Source organism: Streptomyces sp. NBC_00654 (assembly GCF_026341775.1).
Lineage (GTDB): Bacteria > Actinomycetota > Actinomycetes > Streptomycetales > Streptomycetaceae > Streptomyces.
Map to the genome: position 1 here is coordinate 3,949,141 of NZ_JAPEOB010000001.1, position 21,779 is coordinate 3,970,919.

A 21,779-nucleotide genomic window follows, 5' to 3' on the forward strand; every position below is an offset into this window, starting at 1 on the left:
GATGCGGCGGGGACGGCGCCGGGGTGTCCGGACGGACCGGACGGCGGGGCGCCGCCGGCGGTCAGAGACTGATGACGCCGGTACGGGTGTCAGTCATGTCCATGAGCGTCCACTTGCCGCCGATGCGGCCCCAGCCGGTGGAGCGGCTGCCGGCGCCGCCGAAGGGCATGTTGATGTCCCACCAGTTGTTGCTCTCGTTCACGATGACCTGGCCGACCTCCATCTCCTCGATGAAGCGGAAGGCGGAGGTCATGCTCCGGGTGAAGACGGCGCCCTGGAGCCCCAGCCTGTCGTCGTTGGCGATGCGCAGCAGGTCGTCCTCGTCCTGGCCGGTGATGATCGGGACGACCGGTCCGAAGGACTCCTCGCGGGAGAGCAGGCTGTCCTCCGGCACTCCGTCCACGACGGTGAACTCGTAGTACAGGTCGGTGGGGTGGCCCGGGGCGCGCCTGCCGCCGAGCAGGACACGCGCGCCGCGCTCGCGGGCGTCGGCCATGTGGCGGTCCATCTTGGCCGCGACGCCCTCGTTGTTGAGCGGTCCGAGCACGGTCTTCGGGTCGAACGGGTCGCCCAGCGTGATGCGCCGGGCCTCACGCAGTACGGCCTCGACGAAGGCGTCGTGGATGTCGGCGTGCACGATGACACGTTCGGTGGCGCAGCAGACCTGTCCGGCGCACGGGTAGGCGCCGTCCACAGCGGCCTTCGCGGCGGCCTCGACATCGGCGTCGGCCAGTACGACGAGGGGACCGTTGCCCGAGCACTCCATGATGGAGCGCTTGAGTCCCGCGGCGGCCTGGATCTTCGCGCCGGTCTCGGTGGAGCCGATGAAGCCGATCGCGTGGATGCCCTCGTGACGGACCAGCGCGTCGCCGGTCTCCCCCTCGCCCGGGACGATGTTGACGAGGCCGTCGGGCAGCCCGGCGGCGACGAACGCCTCCATCGCCCGCAGGACGGTGAGCGGGGTGTTGGCCGGCGGCTTGACGACATGGGCGTTGCCGGTGGCGAGCCCGGGGGCGACGAACTCCGCGAGCATCAGCAGCGGGAAGTTCCACGGCGTGATGATGCCCCAGACACCGACCGGGCGATGGAACGTGAACATCCGCTTGGTGCTGTCGGTGGACGGCAGCGTCTCGCCGTGCAGCCGTACGGCGTCCTCGGCGTGCAGATGGAAGAGCTTCGCCGCCTCCTCGATGTCGGAGACGGACTCGGCGAGCGGCTTTCCCTGTTCCAGCGACTGGAGGCGGGCGAGTTCGTCGACCCGGCTGCTCAGCTCGTCGCCGATGCGGTGACAGAGCTCCGCGCGCTTCCACACGTTGGTCGCGGCCCACGCGGGCTGCGCCTGGTTGGCGGCGCGCACCGCGGCGTCGACGTCGGCGGCGGAGGGCAGCGGGAAGGTGCCGACGCGTTCGCCCGTCGCGGGGCTGATGACCTCGTGGTCGGTGCCGGAGGAGCCGTCGGTGTAGGAGCCGTTGATGAAGAGCTGGTGCCGGGCGGCGGTCGGGGTGCTCATGCGATGGCCTCTCAGTCCTGTGCGGGCCCGGGGGCGGGCCGGGATACGGGCTCGGGGCCGCTCGGCCCAGGGCCCGGTGCGAAGCGATGTCTGGAGACTCTCTGAGCAAACAAGAACTGTCAAGACTGCTGATTCAGCAAATGTAGTAGCCGAACATTGCTTGTTCGTGAGTATTGACAGGCGATTTTCGCTTGACCTATAACCAGGCCTCATCGCTACTTCTGTCTGCGTCCACCCCGAGGGGATCGCCATGTCAGCCCAGCCGAAGAACCCGCCGCCACCCGCCTCCCCGCCACCCGGACAGCCGGGAACGGACGGACCGGCCGCCCCCGCACTGCCCCGGAAGATGAGCTGGTTCGACGGCTTCGCGATGTCGCTGACCATGCCGGCCGCGCTCATCGCCTCACTCGGCGCCTCCATCGGCGGCCTCGGCGCCTGGGGCGCGATCGCCCTGTGGGCCGTCTCGATGGCGCTCGCCACCGCGACCAACTGGATCTACACCGAACTGGCCGCGATGTTCCCCGAGTCCTCCGGCGGGATAGCCCACTACGCGACGGAGGGCTGGAAGAAGCGGGCACCCGTGGTGGGGCCGATCGCCAGCATCGGCTACTGGTTCCCCTGGACCACGGCGCTGGCCGTCTACTCCGGGCTCATCGGCTCCTTCGTCCGGGCCCAGTGGTTCCCCGGCCAGGACTGGAGCGTCGAGTTCGGACCGCTCAAGGTCGACTTCCCCATCGCGGTGGGCCTGGCGGTGATGCTCCTGCTGTTCGGCGCGGCGATGATCGGCCTGCACGTCGCCATGTGGGTCGTCTACGTCACCGGCGGCGCCCTGCTCATCCCGCTCGCCGTCTTCATCGTCCTGCCGCTGTTCTCCGGCGACTGGAGCGCCGAGGGCCTGCACTGGAACCTGCACGGCGCGGCGGGTCTGCGCGAGGCGCTGGTCTGGCTCTACGTGATGGCCTGGACCTCGTTCGGCGTGGAGGTGTGCGCGACCTTCGCCCCCGAGTACAAGGACACCGTGCGCGACACCACCCGTGCGCTGCGGGCCGGAGTGCTGTTCTCGCTCGGCGTCTTCATCCTGCTCCCGCTGACCCTGTCGGGGTACGTGGGTGAGAAGACCATCGCCGAGGAGCCCACCACCTTCTACATCGGCGCCTTCCAGGACCTGGTGGGCGGCGCCTCCGACCTCATGGTGGTCTTCCTCATCGCCTCCCTGCTGCTCATCATGATCACCGGGCTCGCCGACGGCTCCCGGGTCCTGTACGAGATGGGCAAGTCCGGGCTCACGGTCAAACAGGTGGGCGTGCTGAACCGGCGCGGCGTACCGGCCAGGGCGCTTCTGGTGGCCCTGGTCCTCAACGTCTTCGTGCTGACGGTGCTCCAGACCCCGCTGGCCATCATCGTCACCGGCAATCTGGGCTACATCCTCACCCATGTGCTGGCGGTCTCCGGGTTCGCGCTGCTGCGCAAGGACCGCCCCGACGCGGTACGTCCTATCCGGCTGCCGCGCTTCTTCGTCCCCCTGGCCTGGGCGCTCGCCGCGTTCCTCACCGTGGTGCTGGTGGTGGGCGCGACCGGCTTCTCCATCACCGGATACGGCGGCTACACGGAGCTGGGGGTGGCGCTCGCCGTCCTGGTGGCGGCCGTCCTGCTGTGGCTGTACCGGATCAAGGTGCAGGACCGGCGGGACGGGGACGGCCGTCCGGAGTGACCCCGGGCGCTCCGGACCGGGCGAGCCGTTCAGCCCGGTCCGGAGTTCGCGCTCCGCTCCAGCGCCCGGTGCGAGGGCGAACCCTCCGGGGCCGTCATGACGACCAGTTCGAGGGCCGCGCGCCGGGGATCACGTACACCGTGCAGTCCAGACGCGGCCGGCCCGCCGACGGATGGCCGAGGTCCTTGTGGTGGGCCCTCAGTCCTCCGGAAGGCTCTGCTCGGCCCAGATGATCTTGCCGTGAGCGGCGTAGCGGGTTCCCCACCGCCGGGAGAGCTGGGCGACGAGGAACAGACCGCGTCCCCCCTCGTCCGTCGTGCGGGCGTGCCGGAGTCGGGGTGAGGTGCTGCCGGAGTCGGAGACCTCGCAGATCAGGACGGACTGGCGCAGCAGCCGCAGCCGTACGGGCCCGGAGGTGTACCGGATCGCGTTGGTGACCAGCTCGCTGACGATCAGTTCGGTCGTCATCGCCAGCTCGCCCAGCCCCCATGTCTCCAGCTGCCGGGCCGCGCGGGCTCGTGTACCGGCCACGGCCGACGGTTCGCAGGGCACGTCCCACGAGACGACCTGGTCGCTGCTCAGGGCATGGGTGCGCGCGAGCAGCAGCGCGATGTCGTCGGGCTGCGGCACGGGCAGCAGTTGCTCGACGGTGGTGGAGCACAGGGTGTCCAGCGGCAGGTCCCGCCGTGCCACGGCGCGGCCGAGCCGGGACATGCCGAGTTCGACATCCCGGTCGGATCCCGCGATCAGACCGTCGGTGTACAGGCCGAGCAGACTGCCCTCGGGCAGCTCCATCTCCATCGCCTCGAACGGCAGCCCGCCCAGTCCCAGCGGGGGACCGGCGGGCAGTTCGGGAAAACTGACCTCCCCGTCCGGGGTGACGATCACGGGAGGCGGATGGCCGGCGCGGGCCATGGCGCAGCGCCGCGTCACGGGATCGTAGACGGCGTAGAGACAGGTGGCGCCCAGCACCGTCGTACTGGCGGGGGCCGCCGCCAGGCCGGCGGACTCCTCCTGGCTCAGCGTGAGCACCAGATCGTCGAGCCGGGCCAGCAGCTCGTCGGGAGCCAGGTCCATGTCGGCCAGGGTCTGCACGGCCGTGCGCAGCCGTCCCATGGTCGCGGCGGCGCCGATGCCATGGCCCACGACATCGCCGATGACGAGCCCGACCCGGGCGCCGGACAGCGGGATCACATCGAACCAGTCGCCCCCGACCCCGTCCTTCGCGTCCGCCGGCAGATAGGAGGAGGCCACCTCCAGCGCCGTTCCGCCGCGGAGGGTGTGCGGGAGCAGACTGTGCTGAAGGGTGAGCGCCGCGGTGTGCTCCCGGGTGTAGCGGCGGGCGTTGTCCAGGGAGACCGCCGCCCGCGCCACCAGCTCCCGGGCCGGCGCCACGTCCTCCTCCTCGAAGGAGACCTGGTTCCGGGACCGCAGAAAGGTCGTGAGGCCCAGTACGGTGTCCCGCGCGCGCATCGGTACACAGATGAGGGAGTGCAGCCCGAACTCGCGGATTTTCGCCGCCCTCGTGGGCCGGCCCACGTCCCACAGGCGGCTCTCCGGGGCGATCACCGGGATGAGCACCGGCTCGCCGTCGGCCAGGAAGCTCAGGTCGTGCGGCGGCGCGGCGAAGTCCACCCGCTCCCCGATCCCCGCGACGGCCTCCGGACAGCCTTCCCGCACCGAACGCATCCCGGCCCGCCGCAGCAGGGGACCGGCCTCCGGCCCCGGTGCGCCCGACCGCCACGCCCCGGGGTCCCCGGTGCTGACGACCGGCTCCAGAAGGTCGACGAAGACCAGGTCCGCGAAGCGCGGCACCGCGAAGTCGGCGAGTTCCTGAGCGGTGCGCATGACGTCCAGGGTGCTGCCGATACGGGCCCCGCCCTCGTTGACGAGGGACAGCAGCCGCCGGGCGTTCCACCGGTCGGTGACATCGAGAACGAGGTAGGAGACGCCGATGACGGTCCCGTCCCCGTCGACCAGGGGGAAGAACGAGGCCGAGTAGGCGTGCGGACGATGCGGATCGGCCCAGCTCCACCCCCGGTACTCGTAGTCGTTGACCGGTACACCGGTCTCCACGACCCCGCGCATCACCTCCTCGATGCGCTCCGCCCTCAGTCCCGGCAGCACCTCGCTCATGCGGTGGCCCAGACGCTCATCACGGGGGACCCCGCCCAGACGCTCCAGGGTGTCGTTCAGCCAGATGTAGCGGAGATCGGTGTCCATCACCGCCATGCCGACCGGCGAGCGCGTCAGGAACCCCTCCAGCACGGACTGGCGCATCGTCCACTGCGGCTTGCGTTCCCGCCCGGAGACGAGGAAGCTCTCGCGCTCCCCGATCAGGAACGACGCGGACACCCGCAGTTCCACATCGATCCGGCGGCCGTCACGGCGGCGCAGGGGAATCAGCCCGCTCCAGCCGGTCCCCGCCCGGCAGCGTTCGGCGATGGCGGCCGTGCGGATCGGGTCGGGGGGAACCGCCGGCAGCACGGCCGCCGACCGGCCGGTCATCTCGTCCGCCGGGTACCCGAGCAGGTCTTCGGCCCCCCGGGTCCAGCCGATGACCGTCCCGTCCCCGGAGAGTACGGCCGTCGCGTCGTTGGACGCCGCGAAGGACGCCTGCGGCCCCGTGGCGGGCGCGGCACCGGAGCCCGCCCCGGGCTCCTCACTGGCGGCTGCCATGCACCTCACCACCGTTTCTAGGCTTCCATGGTCCCGCTTCACCCGGGAATGTGCACGAGCGTGGTCGAGGGGGCGGCCCGCGGCCGGCGGATTCGAGTCCGCTTCCCCGGGCCGGTCAGTAGCGCACGCAGATCCTGCGTTCCCCGAGCCAGTGGCCGAACCAGTCGCCGAAGGGAAGCGTGATGCACCATCTGCGCCCGGGATCGGGAGCGGGCACGACAGGTGTCGGCCGAACGGGGTCAGGGGTGGGCGTGGGAGCGGGGGCGCCCGGGGTTTCCGGCCCCGCGATCGCGGCGAGCATGGAGCGGTACACCCGCGTCGACTCGGGGTTGTCCGCGCACTGCCACACGCCGTGCGGGCAGTAGTCCGTGACGGTCTGGTACACCGGGTCGTGCTCATCGATCCAGGTGAGCATGCGGCGCATGTATTCGGGATTGTCGCCGTTGCGGAAGAGCCCCCACTCCGGATAGGAGATGGGCTTGTCGTGCGCCGCGGCGAAGTCGACGTGCTTCCGCAGCCCGTAGGGGGTATCGACCTGCTCGTCGAACGACTCGCCGGGGGGCTGGTCGTAGGAGTCCATACCGATGATGTCCACCACGTCGTCGCCGGGATAGCAGTCGGTCCAGGGAATCGCGTCCAGGCCTCTGCTCGGCGCGAAATCGAAGCGGAACCGCTGGCCCGGTACCTCGCGCATGGCGGTGACGATGCTCCTCCAGTACGCCTTCCACGCCGTGGGGTCGGGAGCGCATCGATGTGTGTACGTGGTGCCGTTCATTTCCCAGCCGAGCACGATCACGGTGTCCGGGATGCCCAGGGAGACCAGTCGCTCCGCCAGCTTCCGGAAATGCCCGTCGTGGTCCCCGGCCGCCCCCGCGCGCAGCATGGTGCGGACCTCGGAATCCGGAACACGATCCTCGTTCCGCTCCAGCATGGGTGTGTTGAGTACGAACATCCGGTCGTCCTCCGCCTGCCGCCAGGCCGCCCAGGAACGCAGGAAATCCGGACGGCCCTCGATGTTCACCCAGAGATCGCCCGGCAGGTAAGTGTGACCCGCGCGCAGCTCCGCTCCGCCGAGCCAGCGCGACAGGCCCGCCATTCTCCGTACCCCGGCCGGTCCGTAGTCCAGATACGCGCCGTGCGCGGTACCCGCGGAGCCCGCCGGGCCCGGGGCGGCGCCGTCGGCCGTATCGGGATCCGACGGGGTCTGCCCGGCGATTCCGCCACCGGCCAGGACGCTGAGCACCGCGGCCGCGACACACGCACTGATGAGACGGCGCTTTGCGGGCATGACCGCTCCTCCTGGCTCCGGTGGAACTCCGGCCGGTCGGCCGTCATAGGAAGATTCATCATCGGTTACCACAGGGTGCGAATGTGCCATTGATGATTTCTGGCGTTTCGGCCGGTCCATTCAAGTGAATCCCTGGTGGAAGGGTTTCGGCGGCGGGTTCGGCTACTGAAGGGTGAAGGGCAGGGACCGTACCCGGTTGTCGAAATTCGAATCGACGAGCTCCGTTTCCCCCACCTGCCGAAAGACGTTCTTCCTGGTGAGCAGTTCTCGCAGCAGGGCTTTCATCTCCAGCCGTGCCAGGTGTGCGCCGAGGCAGTGATGAGGACCGCCTCCGCCGTATCCCAGGTGGGGATTGGGAGAGCGGGTGATGTCGAAGGAGTCGGGGTCGGTGAATACGGTTCCGTCGCGGTTGGCCGACGCGTAGACGAGGGCGACCTTGTCGCCGGGGAGGAATGTGCGTCCACCCAGGGTGTATTCCGCCGTGACGGTCCGGCGGAACTGGATGATCGGTGTCGAATGCCTGACAATTTCGTCCACGGTGCCGTCGATGTGCCGGTCGAAGTCGGATTCCAGCAGTTCGCGTTGGTCCGGATGAAGGGTCAGCAGGGACAGTCCATGGGCGATGGCGTTACGGGTGGTCTCCACACCGGCCACGAGCAGCAGGGAGAAGAAGGCCCCCAGCTGCCGCGAGGACAGCGCCTCGCCGTCGATGTCCGCACGGACCAGGGCGGAGACGAGATCGTCCTCGGGGCGGCGACGGCGCTCACGGGCGAGCCTCGCCATCACGAGCTGCATGCGGGCCAGGGAACGCAGACCGCGGCCCGGTACCCGCAGCCGGGCGCGGCCCCGGCGTGCGACACCGACGTGCTCCGAGGCGTGATCGATCTGCTCGGCGATCCCCGGACGGCAGTGCCCCGGGATACCCATCAGGTCGCAGATGACCTCCAGCGGCAGCCGGGAGGGGGCCGACGGCATGAAGTTCCCGGGGACCTCACGGGTCGCCTCGTCCACCAGGCGCCGGGCGGCCTTGTGGATGTTCTCCTCGGCGGCTGCGAGCAGCCGCGGGGTGAAGGACCGGGAAACGATCCGGCGCATGGCCGCGTGCTCGGCACCGTCCATGTTGACCATGGAGTTCCCGAACACCGCGCGCGCCCAGCGCGCCGGCTCCGGCGCGGTGGCCCCGGGCGCGCTGGCGAAGATCTGCGGATTGCGGCTGGCGGCCCGTACGTCCGCGTGTTTCACCAGCGCGTGGAAGGCGCTGCCGAAGGTGCGCGAGGCACCCGGACGGGGGGTGAACTCCACCGGTGCGTCGAGCTCCCGCAGCAGCGCGAATGCCTGCAGCCGCTCCGGGCGCGGAAGACGCCAGAAGAGCGGATCGGCGAGATTCACCTCCTCCAGGCGCGGTACCCGGTCCCCGGACAGCTGTGCCGGAACGTTCATGCCCACCACCTCCACGAGTTCGCAGGCCATGTTCCGGCCCGGGACCCGCTGGCCCGCGAACGACGCGGGGGACAGGGGCTCTTGCCCCGGCACATCACGCGATTGCCGGAACACCCGGCGGGCGCGCGGCGTCCGGACGGCGACCGCACCGGTGGCGGCCCGCTGCCGGCTTCGACTTCCGCGACACCCGGAAGAGCCAACGAGAGGAAGGTGGCCATCCCATGGCCTTGACCACGGAACCGAGCGTTCCCCCGGCCCAGCAGCGTGTCCCGACCCGTCGCATCGTTCTGCGTGCCGCGTTCACGGTCGGCATGGTCGCGGGCACGGCCGCGGTGCTCGCGCCGGTCGTTGACGGCGATCCGGCACCCGGTCCCGGCCCCGCCCCGGGCGCCGGGGCGGAGTCGGGCGCGGGCCCCGTTTCGCAGGCCGGGACCATGACAGGGGCCCGGCCGGAACCGGAGGCCCGGCCGCGCGCGGAGCGGTTCGCCGAGATGTACCGGGGCCGCGAGATCCGGGGGACATCGACCGCCGAGGTGCCCGCGGACGCCCCCGCGGCGCCGGTGCACGCGGGTCATGCCGTCGCGGCCCTGCGGGACATCGAGGTCCGTGTCGACGGCAGACCGCTGCACATCATGAGGCGCGCCGACGGGACCTATCTGAGCCACATCAACCACTACGAGTCCTTCCCGACGCTGGTCGAGACGGCCCGCGCCGCGGTCGACGAACTGGGACGCGCCCAGCTGTCCCTGCCTTCCACCCACAGCATGTGATCCAGGAGGACGAGTACCGGTGTACAACCGAAAGAACCAGCGCGATCTGACCAGGACGGAGAAGAGGCGGCTGGTCGACGCGATCCTGCGGCTCAAGCGTTCCGGACGGTACGACGAGTTCGTGGTCATGCACCAGGAGTTCTACGTGTCCGACACCGAGAACCGGCTCCGGCCCGCGCATATGACACCGTCCTTCTTCCCCTGGCACCGGAGGTACCTGCTGGAGTTCGAACGGGCCCTCCAGGCGGTCGATCCCGGGGTGTCGGTTCCGTACTGGGACTGGACCCGGGACAACACCCCGAGTTCCTCCCTGTGGGCGGAGGACTTCCTCGGCGGCAACGGCAGAGCCGGTGACCGGCAGGTCACGACCGGAGCGTTCGCGTACGCGCGGGGCAACTGGCCCACCAGCGGCGGCACGACCGAGGACCGCTTCCTCTCCCGCAACCTCGGCAGACCCGAGAACCCGGTCACGCTGCCCAGCAAGCAGGACGTGGACCGGGCGCTGAGCGACCCGGTCTACGACGCGGAGCCGTGGAACAGCGTCAGCGGGACAGGCTTCCGGAACCGGATCGAGGGCTGGGGCATCATGAACTCACGCCCGGTGGCGAACCACAACCGGGTGCACCAGTGGGTCGGCGGTCCCATGGCCGGGGCCGCCTCGCCCGACGACCCGGTCTTCTGGCTGCATCACGCCTTCATCGACCTGCTCTGGGCACGCTGGCAGCAGGCGCATCCCGGCTCCGCCTACCTGCCGGGCAGGAAGCCGGCGTCCCCCGGGGTGCAGCGCGGCCGGGTGTTCGGCCTGGACGACCGGATGCCGCCGTGGGACGTCGCGCCCTCGCAGCTCCTGGACCACACCCGCTTCTACCGCTACGTGTGAGAGCCCGCCTCCGGAGCCGGGGCCCGGGAGGACCGGGTCGGCAACGGCCGCGCGGGGCACAGGGAACGGCCGGTCTCCCTTCCGCCGGCGGAAGGGAGACCGGCCGTTCCGGTGGTGGTGGTGGGGATCAGTGGCCGTAGCCGTATGCCCCGTTGTCCTCGTGGCCACCGGAGGCGTTCACGCAGGTGTTGCCGAAGGCCGGGTTGAGCAGCCCAATCACGTTGATCGTGTTGCCGCAGAGGTTGATCGGCACGTGAACGGGGACCTGGACGACGTTGCCCGAGGCGACGCCCGGGGAGTGGGCGGCGACGCCCGACGCACCGGCGTCGGCGGACGCCAGGCCGGCGCCGCCGGCGATCAGGGCACCGGTGCCCGCCATCACGGCGGCAACCTTGGTCATACGCGACATCAGTACTCCTTGTGGGTATTGCGGTTGGCCGCGGAGCACGAGGCCCCGCATTCACTGACAACGCGAAAGTCGGCAGACGGTAACGGATCAACGCATAGGTGATATCTCCGGCCTGCTCGGACCGCCTTCCCGGAGCGCCCGCCGGTGTGCCTTCCGGCGCGCCCGCGCCGAGTGCCTCCACCGAGCGTCGGCCGCGGGCGCCGTCACCGGAGGCCCGACGACCGCGTCACCGTCCGACGGCGGCGAGGTTCGTCAGCCGGCCGTGCCAGTCCCGGGCGGCGGGGAAGTGCGCCTCCACGGTCCGTGCCGCCAGCTCCCGCGCGGTCACCTGCGACTCGCGCAGCCGCAGCAGCGGAGCCAGAGCGGAACGGGCCAGCAGCAGCCGCTGATTGACCACGGAGACCGGCTGCCAGTGGCTCTTGTACTGCTCCGATCCGCGCAGCAGGCTCAGCACATCGCGCCCGGTACCGGCGGCCTGCCCCGCCACATCGCGCAACAGCATGGTCGCCATGTCCACCTTCCGGTCCCGGAGCGAGGGATGCGCCCCGTAGAGGTAGCCCCCCGTCAGACGGCCGGAGTGCAGTGCCATATTGACCGCGACCACCTCGCCCCCCATCCGGAACTCGGTGAGGGATGCCTCGCCGTCCCGCACCATCCGCCGGGTGGCACGCACCAGATGGGCGTGGAAGCGCGCCGTGAGGTGCTCCGGGTTGACGCTCCGTCCGCGCCACTGGAGCTCATGCAGCCGCAGCAGACGGCCGACCGCGGCGGGCACCCCGTGCTCGGGCACCGGCTCGCACACGATCCCGAGCGCGTCGGCCTTGCGGAGCTTGGACCGCACCCGCTGACGGCGCGCGCTGGACATGCGCCGGACGAGTACGTCGACCGGCTCGGCGGGCAGTTCCAGACACGTCGAGTCGGTGAGCCGGCTCCTGGCCCCCGGCCACATCCCGAACAGAAGCTGCGCCGACGCGTCCGGCCGCACCTCGCGCAGGTCGATCACCGTGTGCCGGGCGGCCCGGTCGAGCCCGCGAGCCAGGGCCGACGCCGCGCGGCCGGCCTCGTCCTCGTCGACGAGGATGTCGAAGAAGTCGGAGATGCCGCCGCCCATCGGCACGAGCAGCGGCATCGGCCGGTGCACCAGCATCAGGGGGGCCGCGCCGACCAGCCGGCCGCCGCGACGCGCCAGGACCACCCGGAGCCGGCCCTCCTGACCGTAGGAGAGCCACCACGAGTGCAGCCAGGCGTGGCTCTGGAAGGGCGTGGCCGTGGCGCAGCGGCGGTGCAGCGCGTCCCATTGGCCGCCGAGCGCGCCGAACTCCCGGGGATCGCGGCAGAGCGTCACGGAGAGGCCGCCGGGCGCGGGGGCGGTCATCGTACGAGCCCGCGGTCGCCCGGGGCGACGGGCTCACCGGCGGTCGCGGGTCCGGGAACCTGGGCGGAGACGGTCCAGCCCTTCCGGCGGGGCCGTACGAGGAGGACGAGCCCGCCGAACAGTCCGCCCGCGCTCGCCCCCACGGCCGTACCGACCGGAACGGAGGGGGAGACCGCCCGGTCCGGTGCCATGGCGTGGGTGAACTTGATCAGCTTCACCCCGGTGTCCGCCGCGACGTGATCACTGCTGACGACGATGGCCTCGATGACCGCGTTGGCGATGTCGGCCGCCCGGCGCGGATCGCCCGAGGTGCCGGTGACCGCGATCATGGGCGAGTCGGGCGAGGTCTCCGAGGCCACCTGGGAGCGGAGGGCCGCCACGGGCTCCCCGGCGGCCCCGTGGGCGTACGAGAGGGTCGCGTCACTGGTGGCGAGCCGGCCGTAGGACTGGGCGTAGCCGATGGCGGCCGCCGGATCGGAGCCCTCCTCGGCCACCGCCAACGCATAACTGGTGGCGGCGTACTCGGGGGACTTGAGCAGTCCGTAGGAGAGTCCGCACGCCGCGCCCAGCACGATGCAGACGGGCAGGGGCCACCAGTGGGGCCGGCGCGGGAGGGCGCGCCGCCGGCGGTCGGGTCCGGCGGCGGGCGGCTGCTTCTCGGGCGACTCGGTCATGAGTGTGCTCTCCAGGTCGGTGGGGCGGTGTCGAGGGCGTGCGTGTAGATGTCCAGGAGGCGTTCGCCGCTGCGCCTGATGTCGTAGTGGGCGACGGCCGGGGGCGGCGGCAGCCGGTGTGCGGCGGTCCGTATCCGGTGCCGCAGGGCCGCCGTCAGCTCCCCGGCACCGCCCGTGAAGCGGTCGGCTCCCGGGGCGCGGTCGGCGGGCAGGTCATCGATCGCGGGGCAGGCACCGTGCAGCACGGGCAGTCCGGCCGCCAGCGCCTCGACCGCCGCCAGCCCGAAGGACTCCTCGCGGGACGCCGAGACGAACACGTCCATGGCACTCAGCAGCGCGGCGACGCCGGGAGCGGGACCGGACCCGTCGGCCTCGCACGCGCCGAGGAAGCGGATCCGGTCCAGGGCGCCGAGCCGGCCGGCCAGCGCCCGCAGCGACTCGGCCTCGGGCCCCTCCCCGGCCAGCAGGAGCCGGGCGCCGGGCAGCGCCGCGACCGCGCGGACCAGTACGTCGAAGCGTTTGCCGGGCACCAGCCGGCCCACCCCGCCGACCACGAAGGCGTCGGCGGGTACGCCCAGCAGCGCCCGGGTCGTACGCCGTTCCCGGGCGTCGAAGCGGAACCGGTCCGCGTCGATCCCGTTGGGCACGAGGTGAATGCGCGCGGCGGGTACGCCCCAGTCCCGCAGCCGCCCGGCGACGGTGGCGGAGACGGCCACCGTCGCCGAGCCGAGCCGTTCGGTCCCCAGATAGAGCGCGCGGGTACCACGGGTGAGCGGGCGGCCCTCGATCTCCGCCCGTCCCAGCGAATGCTCGGTGGCGACCGTGGCGCGGGTCCGGGCCAGACGCGCGGCGATCCGCCCGTAGACGCAGGCACGGTACAGGTGCGTATGGACGAGGTCGTACCCGCCCGCGCGGATGAACCGGGTCAGCCGGCCCACGGCCGTGACGTCCCGGTTGCCGCCCATGCCCAGATGCGCCACCCGCACACCGTCCGCCCGCAGGCCCGCGGCCACCGCACCCGGGTTGGTGAGCGTCATGACGTCGCAGCGGACCGGCAGATGGCGCAGCAGCAGCCGCAGCTGCTGCTCGGCGCCCCCGACCCCGAGCCCGGTGATGATGTGCAGGACCCTCATCGGTGCCCGCCCGTCGGAGCGGCCGGGAGGACACCGCCGCCGGCCGGCGGGCCCGTCCGTGCGCGCGGGCCGCTTTCCGGGCCGTACCCGCCGCCGTACCGCCAGGCGTGCCGCAGCTCCTTCATCCGGAGCCGGACACCCCGGTCCGCGTGGCTGACGTGCGTACGGGGCAGGGCGAACGCGCCGAGCGGGGCAGCGGGGGCGAGCGCGCAGCCGTAGCCGTAGCCCGCGTCGCGCACCGCGTCCATCACCCGCCGGTCCACCGTGCCGTACGGATAGCAGAAGCCCTCCGGCGCGGTGCCGGTGATCTCGTGGATCAGCTCCCGGCTGCGGTGCGTCTCCGCGTGGAGCTCCTCGTCCGCCAGCGCCGTCAGATGCCGGTGGAGCAGGCCGTGCGAGCCGATCTCCATACCGGCGTCGGCGACGCGGCGGATCTCCCGCGCGGTGAGCAGCGGCTTGCGCGGGCCCAGCGGGTCCCATTCGTTGGAGCCGCCCGGCCGGCCGGGCAGGACGAAGACCGTCGCCGTGCACTCGTACCGTCGCAGCAGCGGCAGCGCCTCCTGGACGAAGTCCGCGTAGCCGTCGTCGAAGGTCAGCCCGACCAGCCTCCGCCGTGCGGCGGCGTCCGCGCGCAGCAGGGCGGAGACCCCGACCCCGGTGAGGCGCCTGCTGCGCAGCCAGGCCAGCTGCCGGTCGAGCCGGCCGGGGGAGACGGTGATGCCGTACGGGTCGTGCCGCGCGTCGCCCACCGAGTGATAGGTGAGGATCCAGGGCTGGACGCACGCGGCCCGACGGAGCCGGGAGAAAGGGGAGTCGGCGCGACGCGCCGAAGGGTCAGCGGCCATGGGAGAACCTCTGTCGGATGAGAGCCAGCAGATGAACCACTTCGGGGGCCCGGAGTACGAGCCCGGCCAGCAGGAACACGACGGGGACCAGAACACAGCCCGTGGCCAGGCTCCGCACGGGGCCGGTCACCGCGGGCGCGGCGGCCCAGCCCGCCGCCGCCGCCACGCCGGCGGCGCCCGCCAGCCGGCCCAGGGAGGCGGCGACCGTCCGGACCCGGATCGCGACCACCCGTGTGCCGAGCCCCATCAGCAGGAGCAGCGCCGCCGTGCTGATGCCGAGGGCGTTGGCCGCGGCGATGCCGTTGACGCCGAAACGGAACGTCAGGGCGTACCCGGCCCCCGTGGTGACCAGGAGCCCCGTGGCCATGGCGAAGGCCGGGAACCAGGTGGGCCGCCCGGCCGAGAAGAACGGCCGGCTCAGCGCGCCGACCAGGCAGTGGCCGAGCAGTCCCACGGCGTAGACCCGCATGACCTCTGCAGTGGCGGCGGTGTCCCGCGGGCCGAACGCGCCGCGCTGGAAGAGCACTTCGATGATCTGGGGCGCGTATCCCAGGACGACCGCCGTGCCGAGCAGCACGACCGTCGCGGCCAGGGCGAGATCCCTCTCGACCCGGCGGCGGGCCCTGGCCCGGTCCCCGTCGGCCATGGCCCGCGCGACCACGGGAAAGGTCACCGTGCAGATCATGAGGGACAGCACCATCGGCATCTGCGCGACCTTCTGCGCGTAGTTCAGATGCGAGATGGCACCGGCGGGCAGGGTGGAGGCGAGGAACCGCTCGACGAGCACCTGCGACTGACGGCTCACCACGAACAGGAGAACCGGGGCGAGGACCGCGGCACCCAGCAGCGGGGCGGCGCTCTTCATGACGCGGGGACGCCGGGCGCGGGACGGCCCGGTCCGGCGGCACGGGCGCGGCAGCAGCCGGAGGAAGGCGGGCAGCTGGGTCAGGATCATCAGCAGGCTGCCGACGGCGACCCCGGCCGCGGCGGCGCGGACACCCCAGGCCGAGTGGAGCGTCAGGGTCATGCCGATGATGCCGATGTTGTACGCGGCGTAGACCCCGGCGGGCGGCAGGAAGCTGCGGTGGGCACGAAGCGCGGCGCTGAAGTAGCCGGTGATGCCGAAGGTGAGCACGGTGACGGCTGTGATCCGGGTGCAGTCCACCGCCGGCCGGGGGTCGTCCAGACCGGGCGCCAGAATGCCCACGACCCAGGGGGCGCCCGCGATCAGCAGCGCGGCGCCGCCGGCCAGCAGGGCGAACAGCCGGGGAAGGGTGCCGGCGACCAGTGTCCGTACGGCGTCCTCCGTGGGGGCGTCGTCCTGGGGTGCGGCCGTGCGCCGGGCCAGGGCCAGGCTGAAGGCCGGGACGAGGAGCAGGGCCATGCCGTCCTCGATCAGTACGGTCGCCGCCATCTCTGGCACCGTCCAGGCGATGAGGAACGCGTCGCTCGCCTCGCTCGCGCCGAAGTACCGGGCGATGGCCTGGTCCCGGACCAGTCCGAGCAGGGCCCCGACGACCGTCAGCGCGGCGGTGGCGGCGGCGGCCCTGGCCAGGGAGGAGCCCAGCCCGGGGGACCCCTCGTCGGTGCCGGGAGCACCGCCCGCGGTCCTGATACGAGCGGTGGCGGCGGTCGAGCCGGTGGAGACGTGGGCCCGCCGGAGGGCGGACTGCCGGGGTGCGGCCGCCCGTTCGGGTGCCGGGGGAGTGCCGGGGGCACTCTCCGGGAGGGGACGCGGCCCGGCCTCCGTTCCCGTGCCGGTATCGCTCACGCGGCTCTCACCTGTTCCGGTTCGGCCAGTGCCCACCAGGCGGCGAGCCCGAGAACGACTCCGCCGAGCACGGTCGTCGGGCCGCCGATGTCCGCGTACAGGAAGTTGACGCTCTGCCAGATCATCAGGCCGACGGCGGCCAGCCCGCAGTCCACCGCGGCGTGACCCCGGGACCGGGCGAGGAAGAGCCTGCGCACGGCACCGACCAGGATCGCGGCCCAGCTGCCGAGCACCGCGGTGAGCCCGATCAGCCCCTGTTCCGCGAGCACGAGCAGGTACATGTTGTGCGGCGACAGCAGCGCCTGCTTCCGGTACGCCTGGCCGGCGCCCTCGGTGTCGCTGCCCGCGGACAGTCCGATCGGGGCATGCCCGTCGAGGTGTACGGGGAAGCCCTTGAGGCCGACCCCCGTCGCGGGCCGCTCGTTCCACATCCCCGCCGCGGCCCCCCACAGGGCGTACCGGTCGCTGACCGACCGGTCGGGGTTCGAGGCCACCTCGGTGACGCTGTCGAGCCGCTGCGAGATCATCCCGGAACCGATGCCGAAGCCTCCGACGAGCACGACCCCGGCCGCGCACAGGACGGCGAGGGAGCGGGTGGCCTGCCGTCGGCCGGTCAGTACGAGCACGGCGACGACCGCCGCGGCTGTCGCGATCCACACGCCCCGGCTGAAGGACAGCGCGAGCGGAACGGTCAGCGCGACAGCGGTGACGCCGGCGCACGGCCGGAGCCAGGAGGGCGCGCCCCTGGGCGTGCGCAGCGCGTGGGCGGTGGCCACGAGCAGGCCGTAGGCGACGACGGTGGCCATCCCCATGATGTCGCCCGGGCCGAAGGTGCCCACCGCCCGGATCTCCTCGCCCCGGTAGGAGGCACCGGTGCCGGTGACGTACTGGTGGACTCCCGTGACGCCCTGGACGAGGGCGAGCAGCACGAGCGCGCCGGTGAGGACCCGGAAGCCCCGGGCGTCCCTGATCAGGAGGAACACCGCGGCGGGTACCAGGACGAAGACCTGGAGGTAGCGCACGAGTCCGGGCAGCGCGGCCGACGGGTCCGCCGCGGTGACCGTCGCCACGGCGAAACCGAGGGCGGGGATTCCCAGGACCAGGGCCGCTGCGGCGGTGAGGGGGCGCCGCCCGAGGTACAGCAGGCGTCCCACGCACAGGAGTACCGCGATGCCCGAGGCGATGTCGGCCGGGGGGATGTCCGGCCAGGCGGCCGGTCCCGCGGCCGGCACCGGGACGGCCGGCAGCAGCACGGCGGCGACCAGCGGGAGCAGGGGCCACTGGTGTCTCCACCGGTCCGCGGCAGCGCGGGGAACGGTGCGCGCGGCGGGAGCCGCGGGGTACGCGACGGCCATGATCAGCTGCCTCCGAGCCGGAACAGGGAACCGGCGGTACGGGCGAGCACGCACGCGTCCTGCCAGAGCGACCAGGTCTCGATGTAGCGGTTGTCGAAGCGCGCCCGCTCCTCGATCGAGGTGTCGCCGCGCAGACCGTTCACCTGGGCGAGCCCGGTGATGCCGACGGGCATCCGGTGACGGGCCTGGTAGCCGGGATGGGCCCGGCTGAACTGTGCGACGAAGAAGGGGCGTTCGGGACGGGGACCGACCAGGCTCATGTCGCCGCGCAGGACGTTCCACAGCTGCGGCAGCTCGTCGAGCGACGTGCGGCGCAGCAGCCGGCCGGCCGCACTCATACGCTGATCGGCGGCGATGTTCCACCGGGTGGCCGACTCGTGGGCGTCGGCCGGCCGCAGCGTACGGAACTTGAGCAGCACGAACGGCCGGCCGTGCCGGCCCACGCGCTCCTGCCGGAAGATGACGCCCGGCCCGTCGGAGAGCCGCACCGCCAGGGCGCAGACCGCCAGCAGGGGTGCCACCGCGACCAGGGCCAGCGCGGCCAGTACGGCGTCCATGGCCCTCTTGACCGCGTAGGCCGCGGGCCGCCGGTCCGTGCTGCGCAGCGCGTAGGCGGCGAAGCCCCACAGGTGGTCCGGTCCGGTCCGGGCCAGGTGCGGGGTGACGGCCCCGGTGCCGGGGCTGTTGATCAGCCAGACCCGGCAGCCGTGTCCGGCGAACAGCCCGAAGAGAGCCGCACCCTCGGGGGTCGACCCGGGCGGGGCGGTGAAGACCGCGTGCCGCACACCGTTCTGGACGACCGCACGGCTCACCTCCTCCACCGTCGCCAGGGTGGGCAGGGGGACGGCGCCGGGCGCGGGCGTGGTGAACGCCTCGTCCGGGGCGGCGGCGGGGACGAACCGGCCGACCGGCCGCAGCCCGTACTCGGGGTGGGCGAACAGGGCCGCCGTGACCTGCTGGGCGGTCGTGCCGTGACCCACGACGACGGTGGGCCGGGGATTCCTGGCACCGGACCGCAGACGTGCGCGGTGGGCCCCCGCCCGTGCGGCCCCGCACAGCAGCGTCTGCGCCACCGCAGCGGCGGCCAGCGTCGACCAGCTGATCGCGTGACGCGGGTCCCACGCCGCGAGCACCTCGGCGGTCGCGTACCACTGGAGCAGGGCGAGGCCGAGGAGCGCGGGCAGCTCGGACAGTGCCGAGGGGGACAGCCCCCGGCGGTACAGCCCCCGGTGGGCGTGCAGCGTCAGCTGGAGCGCCGCCTGGACGGCGAGCGACGGCGAGGGCCACGGCACCGGGGAGAACAGCGCCGTCGTGACGCCCACCGCGATCCCGTCGGCGAGCAGGAGCCACACCACGGGGCCGTACCGGCCCGCGCCGCGCGGGCGGCGCGTCACCCGGGTGCGGCCTCCGCTCCTTCGCGGCGGATGAACCGTGTGTGCCTGTACGGCTGTTGCCTGGGCGGCGCCGGGGACCGGTGCACTCTCCGTCGTCATCGCTCGGTGCGCTTCCTCATCGTGGGGCCGGACAAGCCGACGAGTTCCTGGTAGATCCCGGCGACCGCCGCCGCGGTCCGCCGGACATCGAAGGCCGCCCGCGTGTGACGCTGGACGCTGCGGGACAGCGCGTCCCTCAGCGCCGGATCGGTGAGCAGGCCGGTGAGCGCCGCGGCGAGCGCCGCCGGGTCCTCCGGCGGCACGATGCAGTGCGCCTCGTCCCCGGGCGGGAGGCTCTCCCGGGCGCCGTTGACGTCGGACATCACGACGGGCCGGCCACAGGCCATGGCTTCCAGGGGAGCCAGCGCCATCCCCTCCCAGCGGGAGGGCAGGACGAGGACGTCCGCCGCGTGGATCCACGGCCGCACATCGTCGCTGGCCCCGGTGAACAGCACTCCGGCGGGGGCCGCGGCCAGCAGGCTGTCCCGGTCGGGTCCGTCGCCCACCAGGACCAGCCGGGCACCCTCGATCCGCATCCGCCGCCAGGCCCGCAACAGCACGTCCTGGCCCTTCTGCCGGCTCAGGCGGCCGATGCAGACGACCAGCGGGGCACCGGCCGCGACGCCGGTCAGCAGCGGGAGGGAGGCGCGGGCCGACCGGCGGTCCGCGGGGTCACCCGGGCGGAAATGGCCCAGGTCGATCCCGTTGTGGATCACCGACCAGCGGGCGGTGATGCCCGCTTCTCGGCCGGTGCGGAGCTCGGATTCGCTGACGCACAGGATGTGGTCGGCCCAACGAGCCCCGAAGCGTTCCCACTTCAGTGCGAGATCCGCGGTGCGGCCGCCCACGGCCTCGAACGACCAGGCATGCGGCTGGAAGACGGTGGGCACCCGGCCGCGTACGGCGATACGGCCGGCCAGACCCGCCTTGGCGCTGTGCGCGTGGACCACGTCCGGGCGGCATTCCCGGACCAGCCGGCCCGCGGCGCCGACCTCTCCGGCCAGCCGGGGGCCGGGGGTGCGAACCGCGGGCCAGCTGTGGACCAGCGCGCCCGCCGCCGCTGCTTCGGCGGCCAGCGGTCCGGCGGGCGGACAGGCCACCACCGGCCGCAGACCGGCGCGGGCCTGCGCCCGGACGAGGTCGGTGACGACCCGGGCCACGCCACCGTCCACCGGCTGTACCAAATGAAGGACCGTCAATTGTCTTTCTTCAGTGCAACGCTTTTGCAGCACGGCTGGCTCTCTTCTTACGTGCCACCGGAGTACGGGCTCGAAAAGCCCCGGCGGCAGGAGTTTCAGGCGACGGTGATCCGGCCGCCGAAGAGGTGGGCGGACGGACAGCCGAGTAGGAGAGACCGCATCCGTGAGGCCGTTCCGCGACTTCTTGGATGTGACGTCCCGTGACGTCAACTTCGGAATCAATCCGGTGAGTAAAGACGAAGTGCACTTTGACAGACCGGAGGCCGAAAGACGTGCGTGACTCGCTCACGCGTCCTCGCGGGGAACACCCGAATGGCAGCCCGTGGCCAGCGCTGTTCGGAGTGTGTTGAGCCTTTTGGAGTCAGTGTTCCCGGGGCTCCGCCGGGCGATGCGGGGAGGTCGTGGCAGCATTTTCACCCGGACGCGGGGCGCATTTCGCTGCCGGTGTTTCACTCTTCTCGCGAGGCTTCCCTGCGGCCGTTCGCCTCAATATCTGTAAGGCGCATCATTCGTTCGGCCGGTAAGCTGTCCTGTCCGCCGAAGCGCGCGGAGGGCGTGCGTAGTACGTGGAATACAGGCCGTCCTCGATATCGCGGAAGAACGCGGGCCAGGGCCCTTCGGGGGAGAGCGCGCCCGGGTCTGCGGCGGCGAACTCGGCGCGGATCCGATCGGTGAAGCGGGCGAGTTCGGCGTACGGCGTGTCCCAGCTCTCGGCGGACTCGCCCTCGGCGCTCAGCTGCTGGCGGAGCAGCAGTTCCAGCACGCGGCGGAGAGACGACAGGTCCGTGTGCACGGGGCGGAAGTCCCCGGGGAAGAGCGCGACCTCGTCGGGGTAGGCGTACACCGTGCCGTCGCCGAGGTGGAGAAAGAGGTACCAGCCCTGTACGGCCCCGAAGAGCAGCAGGTCGCCGAACTCGCGTTCGGCGATCTCGACCGTGTCGCCGAGGTCCACCAAGCGGGACCCGCCCACGGTGCAGTCGTCCGCCGCGAGCGCCGGGGCCATCGCGAACGGGCGCTGGGGAAACCCCGTCCCGCAGAGGGCCTGGAGGTCCTGCGGCCGGCGCACCACGCCGGCGAGGACCTCGGGCGAGGCCCGTACCCAGCGGGACTCCGGCACGCCGGGGCGCGGCTCCTCGTCGCCGACCTCGAAGATCATGCGCGCTGTCCCCTCCGCCGCGGCCCGTCCCGGCCGGACACCCCGGGCCGCGACGCCCGCCATGATCTCAGGCGGCGTCGCGGACCGGGAATCCGGCCCCGGCGGTGCTCAAGGGGCCGTGCGGAGCGGGCCGGTGCCCAGCGGGCCGGCA

Annotated in this window: 17 protein-coding genes; 3 read left to right on the forward strand and 14 right to left on the reverse strand. The window is 72.4% G+C overall.

Annotation, left to right across the window (positions count from 1 at the left end; translation table 11 throughout):
• Positions 1-61: 61 nt before the first annotated feature.
• Positions 62-1,510, reverse strand: coding sequence for an aldehyde dehydrogenase (locus OHA98_RS16920; protein ID WP_266926657.1), 1,449 nt, complete (start codon positions 1,508-1,510; stop codon positions 62-64).
• Positions 1,511-1,760: 250 nt separating this feature from the next.
• Between OHA98_RS16920 and OHA98_RS16925 the strand changes: the two genes are divergently transcribed.
• A complete protein-coding gene (locus tag OHA98_RS16925) occupies positions 1,761-3,221 on the forward strand; it encodes an APC family permease (protein WP_266926658.1) in 1,461 nt (486 codons plus the stop codon).
• 198 nt (positions 3,222-3,419) lie between these two features.
• On the opposite strand, the gene OHA98_RS16930 is transcribed toward OHA98_RS16925, so the two are convergent.
• From OHA98_RS16930 to OHA98_RS16940, 3 genes are all read right to left on the reverse strand, one after another.
• Positions 3,420-5,900: a SpoIIE family protein phosphatase gene (locus OHA98_RS16930; protein WP_266926660.1), complete on the reverse strand. Its 2,481-nt coding sequence runs from the start codon at positions 5,898-5,900 to the stop codon at positions 3,420-3,422.
• Positions 5,901-6,015: 115 nt separating this feature from the next.
• The gene (locus tag OHA98_RS16935) at positions 6,016-7,188 is read right to left on the reverse strand and encodes a glycoside hydrolase family 26 protein (protein ID WP_266926662.1); all 1,173 of its coding nucleotides are present in this window, start codon (positions 7,186-7,188) and stop codon (positions 6,016-6,018) included.
• A gap of 162 nt (positions 7,189-7,350) precedes the next feature.
• Positions 7,351-8,628, reverse strand: a complete 1,278-nt coding sequence (locus OHA98_RS16940; RefSeq protein WP_266926664.1) for a cytochrome P450 — start codon at positions 8,626-8,628, stop codon at positions 7,351-7,353.
• A 221-nt stretch (positions 8,629-8,849) separates the two neighbouring features.
• On the opposite strand from OHA98_RS16940, the gene OHA98_RS16945 reads away from it, so the two are divergent.
• Both OHA98_RS16945 and OHA98_RS16950 read left to right on the forward strand, forming a co-directional pair.
• Positions 8,850-9,398 (forward strand): tyrosinase family oxidase copper chaperone, encoded by a 549-nt coding sequence (locus OHA98_RS16945; RefSeq protein ID WP_266926666.1) that lies wholly within the window; start codon positions 8,850-8,852, stop codon positions 9,396-9,398.
• 19 nt (positions 9,399-9,417) lie between these two features.
• Positions 9,418-10,278, forward strand: coding sequence for a tyrosinase family protein (locus OHA98_RS16950; RefSeq protein ID WP_266926668.1), 861 nt, complete (start codon positions 9,418-9,420; stop codon positions 10,276-10,278).
• A gap of 127 nt (positions 10,279-10,405) precedes the next feature.
• On the opposite strand, the gene OHA98_RS16955 is transcribed toward OHA98_RS16950, so the two are convergent.
• From OHA98_RS16955 to OHA98_RS17000, 10 genes are all read right to left on the reverse strand, one after another.
• Positions 10,406-10,687, reverse strand: coding sequence for a chaplin (locus OHA98_RS16955; protein WP_266926669.1), 282 nt, complete (start codon positions 10,685-10,687; stop codon positions 10,406-10,408).
• A 226-nt stretch (positions 10,688-10,913) separates the two neighbouring features.
• Positions 10,914-12,062 carry a GNAT family N-acetyltransferase gene (locus OHA98_RS16960; protein WP_266926671.1) on the reverse strand — a complete coding sequence of 383 codons (1,149 nt, stop codon included), beginning with the start codon at positions 12,060-12,062 and terminating at the stop codon, positions 10,914-10,916.
• Positions 12,059-12,736, reverse strand: coding sequence for a lipopolysaccharide biosynthesis protein (locus OHA98_RS16965; RefSeq protein WP_266926672.1), 678 nt, complete (start codon positions 12,734-12,736; stop codon positions 12,059-12,061). The genes OHA98_RS16960 and OHA98_RS16965 overlap by 4 nt, the downstream gene beginning before the upstream one ends.
• Complete coding sequence (locus OHA98_RS16970; RefSeq protein WP_266926673.1) at positions 12,733-13,869, reverse strand: glycosyltransferase; 1,137 nt, start codon at positions 13,867-13,869, stop codon at positions 12,733-12,735. Before OHA98_RS16970 ends, OHA98_RS16965 begins: the two co-directional genes overlap by 4 nt.
• Positions 13,866-14,714: a polysaccharide deacetylase family protein gene (locus OHA98_RS16975; protein ID WP_266926675.1), complete on the reverse strand. Its 849-nt coding sequence runs from the start codon at positions 14,712-14,714 to the stop codon at positions 13,866-13,868. Before OHA98_RS16975 ends, OHA98_RS16970 begins: the two co-directional genes overlap by 4 nt.
• A complete protein-coding gene (locus OHA98_RS16980) occupies positions 14,704-16,485 on the reverse strand; it encodes a lipid II flippase MurJ (RefSeq protein ID WP_266926676.1) in 1,782 nt (593 codons plus the stop codon). Before OHA98_RS16980 ends, OHA98_RS16975 begins: the two co-directional genes overlap by 11 nt.
• Positions 16,482-17,840 (reverse strand): O-antigen ligase, encoded by a 1,359-nt coding sequence (locus tag OHA98_RS16985; RefSeq protein ID WP_266926677.1) that lies wholly within the window; start codon positions 17,838-17,840, stop codon positions 16,482-16,484. Before OHA98_RS16985 ends, OHA98_RS16980 begins: the two co-directional genes overlap by 4 nt.
• Positions 17,841-17,842: 2 nt before the next feature.
• Positions 17,843-19,333: an exopolysaccharide biosynthesis polyprenyl glycosylphosphotransferase gene (locus OHA98_RS16990; RefSeq protein ID WP_266926679.1), complete on the reverse strand. Its 1,491-nt coding sequence runs from the start codon at positions 19,331-19,333 to the stop codon at positions 17,843-17,845.
• Positions 19,330-20,505 carry a glycosyltransferase gene (locus tag OHA98_RS16995; RefSeq protein ID WP_266926681.1) on the reverse strand — a complete coding sequence of 392 codons (1,176 nt, stop codon included), beginning with the start codon at positions 20,503-20,505 and terminating at the stop codon, positions 19,330-19,332. The genes OHA98_RS16990 and OHA98_RS16995 overlap by 4 nt, the downstream gene beginning before the upstream one ends.
• A 472-nt stretch (positions 20,506-20,977) precedes the next feature.
• Positions 20,978-21,628, reverse strand: coding sequence for an SUKH-4 family immunity protein (locus OHA98_RS17000; protein ID WP_266926683.1), 651 nt, complete (start codon positions 21,626-21,628; stop codon positions 20,978-20,980).
• Between the last annotated feature and the right edge of the window lie 151 nt (positions 21,629-21,779).